General features: G+C 42.5%; 6 protein-coding genes. 3 read left to right on the top strand and 3 right to left on the bottom strand.

What is annotated here, in order from left to right; translation table 11 throughout:
• From ACESM0_RS11490 to ACESM0_RS11480, 3 genes are all read left to right on the top strand, one after another.
• A partial coding sequence (locus ACESM0_RS11490; protein WP_372906352.1) for a type III polyketide synthase occupies positions 1-807 on the top strand: 807 nt, incomplete at its 5' end.
• Positions 807-1,511, top strand: a complete 705-nt coding sequence (locus ACESM0_RS11485) for a methyltransferase domain-containing protein (protein ID WP_372906351.1) — start codon at positions 807-809, stop codon at positions 1,509-1,511. The genes ACESM0_RS11490 and ACESM0_RS11485, both read left to right, overlap by 1 nt.
• Complete coding sequence (locus tag ACESM0_RS11480) at positions 1,511-2,665, top strand: FAD-dependent oxidoreductase (protein WP_372906350.1); 1,155 nt, start codon at positions 1,511-1,513, stop codon at positions 2,663-2,665. Before ACESM0_RS11485 ends, ACESM0_RS11480 begins: the two co-directional genes overlap by 1 nt.
• 4 nt (positions 2,666-2,669) lie before the next feature.
• Here the strand turns inward: ACESM0_RS11480 and ACESM0_RS11475 are convergent, their stop codons facing one another.
• The 3 genes from ACESM0_RS11475 to acnA form a co-directional block, all read right to left on the bottom strand.
• Positions 2,670-3,839 carry a histidine kinase dimerization/phosphoacceptor domain -containing protein gene (locus ACESM0_RS11475; RefSeq protein WP_372906349.1) on the bottom strand — a complete coding sequence of 390 codons (1,170 nt, stop codon included), beginning with the start codon at positions 3,837-3,839 and terminating at the stop codon, positions 2,670-2,672.
• 78 nt (positions 3,840-3,917) lie between these two features.
• On the bottom strand, positions 3,918-5,084 hold the full coding sequence (locus ACESM0_RS11470) for a histidine kinase dimerization/phosphoacceptor domain -containing protein (RefSeq protein WP_372906348.1): 1,167 nt from the start codon (positions 5,082-5,084) through the stop codon (positions 3,918-3,920).
• Between the two features lie 157 nt (positions 5,085-5,241).
• Positions 5,242-7,962, bottom strand: a complete 2,721-nt coding sequence (gene acnA, locus ACESM0_RS11465) for an aconitate hydratase AcnA (RefSeq protein WP_372906347.1) — start codon at positions 7,960-7,962, stop codon at positions 5,242-5,244.
• Positions 7,963-8,043: the final 81 nt, after the last annotated feature.

Here is an 8,043-nt window from a genome sequence, read left to right as displayed (position 1 = left end):
GAGAAATTAATGGATCAATCGGAGTTTAAGGCTGAAGAAATCACACACCTGATTACCGTTTCCTGTACCGGATTTTACGCCCCGGGCCCGGATTACGATATTATCAAAGGGCTGGAGCTTTCTCCTAAAACAGAGCGATACCATCTCGGATTTATGGGATGTTATGCCGCTATTCCGGCTCTGAAGATGGCAAATCAGATCTGCATGGCCAATCCTAAAGCAAATGTGTTGGTGGTGTCAGTAGAACTATGCACGCTCCATTTTCAGGCAAATCCCAAAATGGATGATCTGCTTTCGGCCTCTGTGTTTGCTGACGGTGGTTCCGGGGCGATTGTCAGCAGTCGGAAACCAAATCATACTTCTTTTCAAATTGACGGGTTCGCTTCTGCTATCACTGAGAAAGGCAAAGATGATATGGCATGGTCGATCGGTGATACCGGATTTAATATGGTGCTTTCAAACTATATTCCGGATCTGCTAGAGGAGGGACTGCATCCGTTTTTGGATCCTGTTCTAGAGCAATATCAGTTAACTCTTGATGATATCAAATTGTGGGGAGTTCACCCGGGAGGGCGAGCCATTCTGGACAAAGTTGAAAAGACATTTTCATTACCGGATAACGCGCTTTCTGCTTCCAGAAATGTCCTGTCAAATTATGGCAATATGAGCAGTGCCACCGTACTCTTTGTCTTGAAAGAGTTACTTGAAAAACCGTCAAGCTCAGAATATGAACGGACACTGGCGATGGCCTTCGGGCCGGGTTTGACGTTGGAATCAGCTCTGCTTACCAAATCAACCGTTTCCTGATGCCTCTTATTTTTAAAGAACGAGAACCCAATCTTACTGAATGGATGGATCGACCGGATTGTGATCAGGAAAAACTTTTCAATACTTACAGGCAGTTCTATACAATTAATAATTTACTTTCCGGGTGGAGCAGTCTATTCAATCACTACCTGAAGCCAATTATCAAAGCAAATAATGGAAAAATATCCATTTTGGATATTGGTTGTGGCGGCGGTGACATTTTGAAGCACCTGGATAAATTATGCCAAAAGGAAGGGTTTAATGTGAAGCTCACCGGAATTGACCCCGATCTTAGAGCTAAAGAATTTTTCGAAATGAATCTCAACAACACAGAGATTCAGTTCAGACAGAAAACGACAAACCAATTGGTCGAAGAAGGTGCTTGCTTCGATATTGTAATTTCCAATCATCTGCTCCATCATTTGATGAATAATGAGGTCAAATCCCTCTGCATCGATTCAGAAAAGTTGGCTGAACAACTCGTACTGTTTAACGACATTGAGCGAAGCGATATCGGCTATGGACTATTTGCTTTATCAACTCCGCTGCTCTTTCGAAATAGTTTTATCTCAGCTGACGGTAAAATATCCATCAGGCGAAGCTTTAGAAAAGGTGAGCTGCAAGAACTTGTTCCTGAAGCATGGAACGTAAAACGTAAATTTCCTTTCAGGCTATTAGCCATTCATCAAAAAAAGAGAAATTGATGGATAAAGTGGATGTTATCATTGTCGGCGGCGGACCTGTAGGACTGTACCTTGCAGGGAGATTGTTGCAAAGCGGATTTTCGTGCAGGGTGTTCGAACAAAGAGAAAAAATCGACATCCACTCCAAATCATTGGGAATTCACCCGGTCTCGCTGGATCTTTTTGATCGTGCCGGTATAACCCAACCATTTCTGAAAGAGGGCCTGAAAATTGAGTTTGGGCTCGCTTTCTTCGACGAAGATCCTGTCGGTGAAGTCAGTTTTCAGTCCTGCCCGCCTCCTCACTCCTACATCCTCGCAATTCCTCAATGGAATACCGAAACACTTCTGGAAAAGTGGGTTAAAACACTCGATTCTGAAGTACTTGTCCGAGGTGCTAAGGTTGAACAACTTGAGAATTCAGACCACCAAGTTTCTGTAACCTACTCCATCAAAGAAAGTACTCATAAAATCTCATCTGATTATGTGATAGGATGTGACGGGAAAAACAGTTTTGTACGAAATTCCTGCGACATCTCATTTGATGGGAGCTCCTATCCGGATACCTACATAATGGGAGATTTTGATGATAACACTGCGTTCGGAGAAAATGCAGCCGTATTTCTTCATAGAGATGGTCTCGTAGAATCTTTCCCGTTGCCGAACGGTCAGCGCAGATGGGTAGTAAAAACGGATCACTTTATTAAAAATCCCGAGGAGTCACTGATTACCGAGCAGGTTTTCAGGCGAACAAACCTTCATCTTGGAGAGTGTAAAAACTACATGCTAAGTAGTTTTGGCGTCCAGCACCTTTTGGCTGAAACGTTTCATAAAAACAGAGTTCTACTGGCAGGTGACTCTGCTCACGTTGTTAGCCCAATTGGCGGACAGGGAATGAATCTAGGGTGGATCGATGCGGAGGAGTGTTTGAGTACGCTTATCAGAGTTCTGGACAATTCATCAGACAAAGAAGATCACCTGAATGCTTATTCAACTAAACAGAGAAAGATAGCTAAGCAAGTAGCCAAGAGAGCTGAAATAAATATGAGACTGGGGCGAAAGGAATCAGCAAATTTCTGGACCAGATCAGGCTTAAAAATAGTTTTAAAATCCCCCCTTAAACATCTTTTAGCGCGAATTTTTACAATGAGAGGTCTTGGCAGCTGGCCAATTTAAGATTTTATTCAGATAAAAAAGTAATCATAAACCTTGCTCCGCCAACACCCTCAACCAAAATCTGAGCATCCAGTTTTTTCAATAGCTCTTCCACAATCCACATTCCGATTGACTCTCCTTTTTCAAACTTAAAGTCTTCCGGAAGCCCAACTCCGTTATCCGATACCTCAAGTTTAACCTGATTATCTTCTCGAGTAAGTATGATTTGAATCTTACCCTCTTGTTCGTCCTCAAGAAATGCATGCTTATAGATGTTGATCAAAAGCTCATTTATGATCAAACCGCAGAGAAGAGCCTGCTCCTGACGCACTTCAACCTTATCGCTTTTTAGTTCCAGTTTTACATTGTAGAGTATAGAGTGCATGGTTTCCTGAATAGTCTCGGAAAGTTGCCTCAAATAGCCTCCCAGCTCCACACGATTTTCCAGATTCTTTTCGCTCAGCATCTCATGGAGCTTGGCCATCGACTTAATTCTGTGCGCCACGTCGCTCAGCACATCTTTTGGATTTCCGGATTCCATGTCCATCGCTTCAGTTTCTACAATAGACAGAATTACCTGAAGGTTATTTTTTATTCGATGGTGAATTTCCGCAATGATGGTGTCTTTTTGTTTCAGGCGGTCATGGAGTCTGTCAATCATACGAGTCCGTTCAATGGCACTGGTAATGTGTGATGCCAATGCCTGCATAACGGGCACATCCCTGGTTGTAAATTCATTTCCATCCCTTCGATTAAGCGCCTGCATCACACCGATAACGTCATTTTCCCGGTTTATGAGCGGGACACAAATAATATTACGCGTTTTAAAACCTTCTACTAAATCTCCATAGAAATGCTCTGATTCAGATGGATTGTTCGTCAGGTAGGGTCTTTTTTGGGATACTACCCATCCTGAAATTCCTTTGTCTTTTGGAATGCGTTTACCTGCAATGTCGGTTTTTACAGGCCCTGTAGGCATACTAACGTAGAGCTCTCCTGTATCTTTATCGATAAGCATCAACGAGCTTGCTTCAGAATTCATAATCAGGCGAATTGCCTCCATACTCTCAACCAAAACAGACTTAAACTCTTTGGTTTGATTGATTCCCTCTATAGTATCGAGCAGCAAGCGGAGATTGTTGTCTGGCAGAGCTTCAAAGCTCTCTTCTTCGATGTTTTGTTTCATTGGTTCCATGATACCCCATTATTTATTTACACCTTATGTATAAATAATTTTTGCGATAAAGGCTAACCGTAAAATAAATTGATTGGATTACTCCGGAAACGTAATTGTAAATCGAGCACCGGGATCGTTTAGTACAGTCATGTCTGCATTAAGTTTTTGAAGCAACTCACGCACTATCCACATTCCGATAGATCTCTTGGATTGAATAGAAAAATCATCCGGTACACCGATACCGTTGTCTGCCACGCTTAAAATGACAAGACCTTCGTCACTTGCGACGTTGACTTCAATTGCATTGACATTTTTTGTCCCCTCCAATTGAGCGTGCTTATATACGTTAATAAGAAGCTCATTTAGAATCAGACCGCATAAAAGAGCTTTATTCTGTGATACAGAAATTTCATTGCCTGATACACCTATTTTTATGTCAAGCATGTTGAAACTCATTGAGTCTTCAATTTTTTGGGCCAAACCTTTAGTATACGTGTAAAGATCTATTCTCTCTTTTACCTTTTTCTCAACCAGTAGATCGTGAAGCTTAGCCATCGATTTCATTCTCATCTCTATTTTTCTAAAGAGCTCGTTGGCTTTTTCGTCTGCTATTTGTTTAACGTCCTTTTGTATCTGATCTGAAAGAGCTTGTAAATTGTTTTTAACCCGATGATGAATTTCAGCAATCATGACATCTTTTTGCTGAATGGTATCTCTCATTGAATCAATTTTTTTCGTTCGTTCAATAGCAATGGTAATATGAGTTGCAAGTGCCTCAAACACCGGGATTTCAATCTCCAGGTAATCTTTACCATCACGTTTGTTCATTGCCTGAAGAATCCCAATCACGTCTCCATTTCGATTTATGAGGGGGACACACATCAAATTTTTTGTTGTAAAACTCTCAACCAGGTCACCATAAAAGTGTTCGGATTTTTTAACATCATTTGTCAAGTAAGGCTTCTGATTGATCAACACCCAACCGGCAATACCTTTTTCTTTTGGAATGCTTTTACCGGCAACCTCTTTTTTTACCGGCCCTGTGGGCACGCTAATAAATAATTCACCTTTTTCATCATCAATCAGAAAAAGTGAACTCGCTTCTGAGTCCATAACCTGCCGTGTTGCCTCCATACTTTCATGCAAAACCGTCTTGAACTCATTGGTATTATTGATACCCTCAAGAGTTTCAAGAATGAGCGAAAGGTTCTCTTTTTCAAGGTTTTTGTGAAGATTTTCACTTTTAGATTTACCCTCTGTCATAACTTTAAATCGAGCATTTATGTGTTAACTTTGATCTTGCACAATTAACGAATAATTAAGGACTTTTTATACGCATAATTTTTCTCGGCCCTGTAAGAAACAAAAACCCCCGAAGTTTTCACTACGGAGGTTTTTGAAATGATCACGAATCAATAAATCAGGATTCTTTTTTCTTATCCTCTTCCACATAGTCTAAAAGAACTTTGTGGAGGATACCTCCATTTCGGTAGTAATCCACCTCAACCGGCGTATCAATTCGGCAATCGGTCATAAACTCGATTACTTCACCATTCTCTTTGGTGGCCGTCACTTTGATCTCATCGCGGGCTTTCACATTATCATCCACTTGGATGTCAAACGTTTCGGTTCCATCCAATCCAAGTGAATCGGCACTGTCGCCCTCCTTAAACTGCAGCGGCAGTACGCCCATCTGGATCAGGTTTGATCGGTGAATGCGCTCGTAAGAAACAGCAATTACCGTCTTAACTCCCAGAAGATTGGTTCCTTTGGCTGCCCAGTCGCGGGATGACCCTGTTCCGTACTGAGTTCCTGCTAAAGCTACAAGGGGCGTATCAGACTCTTTATACTTCAGTGATGCTTCGTAAATGGTGGTAATCTCATCATCAGGAAAGTACTTGGTAAAACCACCCTCTTTGCCGGGTGCAAGCTGATTTTTAAAGCGTACATTGGCAAATGTACCACGAGTCATTACGCGATCATTACCTCGTCGGGAGCCATATGAGTTAAAGTCTTTCTCTTCTACTCCCTTTTCGATCAGATACTTACCTGCAGGACTCTCTTTTTTGATATTCCCGGCAGGAGAAATGTGATCGGTCGTTATGGAGTCGCCAACTTTCACAAGAACCCTGGCTCCTTTAATTGGTTTGATAGGATCAGGATTTTCTTTCATTCCTACAAAGAATGGAGGCTCTTGGATGTAAGTTGATTCTTCGCTCCAGTTGAATAGATCTCCGCCTGAAACCGGAATATCATCCCATGTTTCAGATTCAAAAATATCGCTGTACATCTCATCAAACAGCTCAGGCCGAATAGCAGAATCCAGATGCTCGGCAATCTCTTCGGTTGATGGCCAGATTTCTTTCAGGTACACATCATTTCCATCTTTGTCTTTACCGATAGGATCTTTTTCCAGATCGATATTCACGGTTCCGGCAAGCGCGTATGCGACAACCAGCGGCGGCGAAGCAAGATAATTCGCTTTCACCCACGGATGGATACGCCCTTCAAAATTTCTGTTTCCGGAAAGAACACCGGCAGCAATCAGGTCGCCCTCTTTAATGGCTGTTTCCACAGCTTCGGGAAGCGGACCTGAGTTACCGATACAGGTTGTACATCCGTAGCCAACCAGGTTGAAACCGAGTGTGTCCATGTACTGAGTTAATCCTGCTTCTTTCAGATATTCTGTTACTACACGTGAACCCGGTGCAAGGGATGTCTTCACATACGCAGGTACTTTAAGCCCTTTCTCAACGGCTTTTTTCGCAACAATACCGGCACCCAGCATTACACTTGGGTTCGATGTGTTAGTACATGAAGTGATAGCTGCAATTACAACATCACCATGCTGCATCTCAATTTCCTGGCCATTCTTAAAGGTACCTTTGTTAGCCAGTTTCTCCTGAGTGAGATTAAAGCCCATCGTTGGATTATCACTCGTAAGTGACATCTCAAAAGCTTTCTTCATATTATTCAACTTGATGCGGTCGTGAGGAAGTTTTGGCCCTGCAAGTGAGGTATCAACGGTCCCCAGATCCAGTTCAAGCGTAGATGTAAATTCCGGATCAGGTGTATCATCAGTTCTGAAAAGTCCCTGCTCTTTGGTGTAAGCTTCAACCAATTTCACGAGCTCGTCCGAACGACCGGTTCTGCTCATATAACGGAGTGACTCCTCATCAATCGGGAAGAAACCCATCGTTGCTCCATATTCAGGAGACATGTTCGCAATGGTTGCCCGATCCGGGAGGCTCATATTACTGATGCCGGCACCATAGAATTCTACAAACTTACCGACCACTCCATGCTCACGAAGCATTTGAGTTACCGTCAGCGTCAGGTCAGTTGCAGTAATACCTTCCCGAAGTTTTCCAGTCAATTTCATTCCTACTACTTCAGGTACAAGCATGGATATTGGTTGTCCCAACATAGCTGCTTCCGCTTCAATCCCGCCAACACCCCAACCAAGAATACCGAGTCCGTTAATCATGGTTGTGTGAGAGTCGGTTCCTACTAACGTATCCGGATAAGCTACTGTTGACCCGTCATCTTCTTTTCGGGTAAATACTCCTTTTGCGAGGTATTCAAGATTCACCTGGTGAACAATTCCGCGCCCCGGAGGCACAACACGAAAATTATCAAAAGCCTCTTTACCCCATTTCAGAAATTCGTATCGTTCACGGTTACGCTCCATTTCCTTTTCCACATTAAACTCAAGAGCATAATCCTGTCCAAACATATCCACCTGAACAGAGTGATCAATAACCAGATCTACCGGAACCTGCGGATTGATGGATGTCGGGTTACCACCCATTCTGTCCATTGCTGAACGAAGTGCGGCCAGATCCACAACAGCCGGAACGCCGGTAAAGTCCTGCAATACTACACGAGACGGTTTAAAAGGAATTTCACCCTGTGGTTTTTTGGCGTTATAACCGGCCAGAAGTTTAATGTCGTTTTCAGTGATTGCAAAGCCATCATACTCTCTCAATACAGCTTCAAGTAATATTTTAATGGTAAACGGAAGCTTGCCAATATTACCATAACCAAGTTTTTCGAGTTTTTTAAGGCTATAAAGGTGAGCCTCTCCCGAACCCGTTTTAAACGGCGTCTTGGTTTGTTGGAGTGGGTTGTCAGTTGTCATAAATCCTCTGTGCTTTCAAGATGTTAAAAGTCCTACTTGTCTTATCATCTTAAAATATGGTTTTTTTGAGATAATATCTTT

This window comes from Rhodohalobacter sp. (assembly GCF_041686455.1).
GTDB lineage: Bacteria > Bacteroidota > Rhodothermia > Balneolales > Balneolaceae > Rhodohalobacter.
The sequence above is the reverse complement of the archived record's forward strand: the minus strand, read 5'-3'. Positions and strand labels throughout refer to the sequence as shown.

What these genes read in the sequence shown, in the direction of transcription:
- ACESM0_RS11485 (WP_372906351.1), top strand. Translation starts at nt 807, where the DNA reads ATGCCTCTTATTTTTAAAGAACGAGAACCCAATCTTACTGAATGGATG.
- ACESM0_RS11480 (WP_372906350.1), top strand. Translation starts at nt 1,511, where the DNA reads ATGGATAAAGTGGATGTTATCATTGTCGGCGGCGGACCTGTAGGACTG.
- ACESM0_RS11475 (WP_372906349.1), bottom strand. Translation starts at nt 3,839, where the DNA reads ATGGAACCAATGAAACAAAACATCGAAGAAGAGAGCTTTGAAGCTCTG.
- ACESM0_RS11470 (WP_372906348.1), bottom strand. Translation starts at nt 5,084, where the DNA reads ATGACAGAGGGTAAATCTAAAAGTGAAAATCTTCACAAAAACCTTGAA.
- acnA (WP_372906347.1), bottom strand. Translation starts at nt 7,962, where the DNA reads ATGACAACTGACAACCCACTCCAACAAACCAAGACGCCGTTTAAAACG.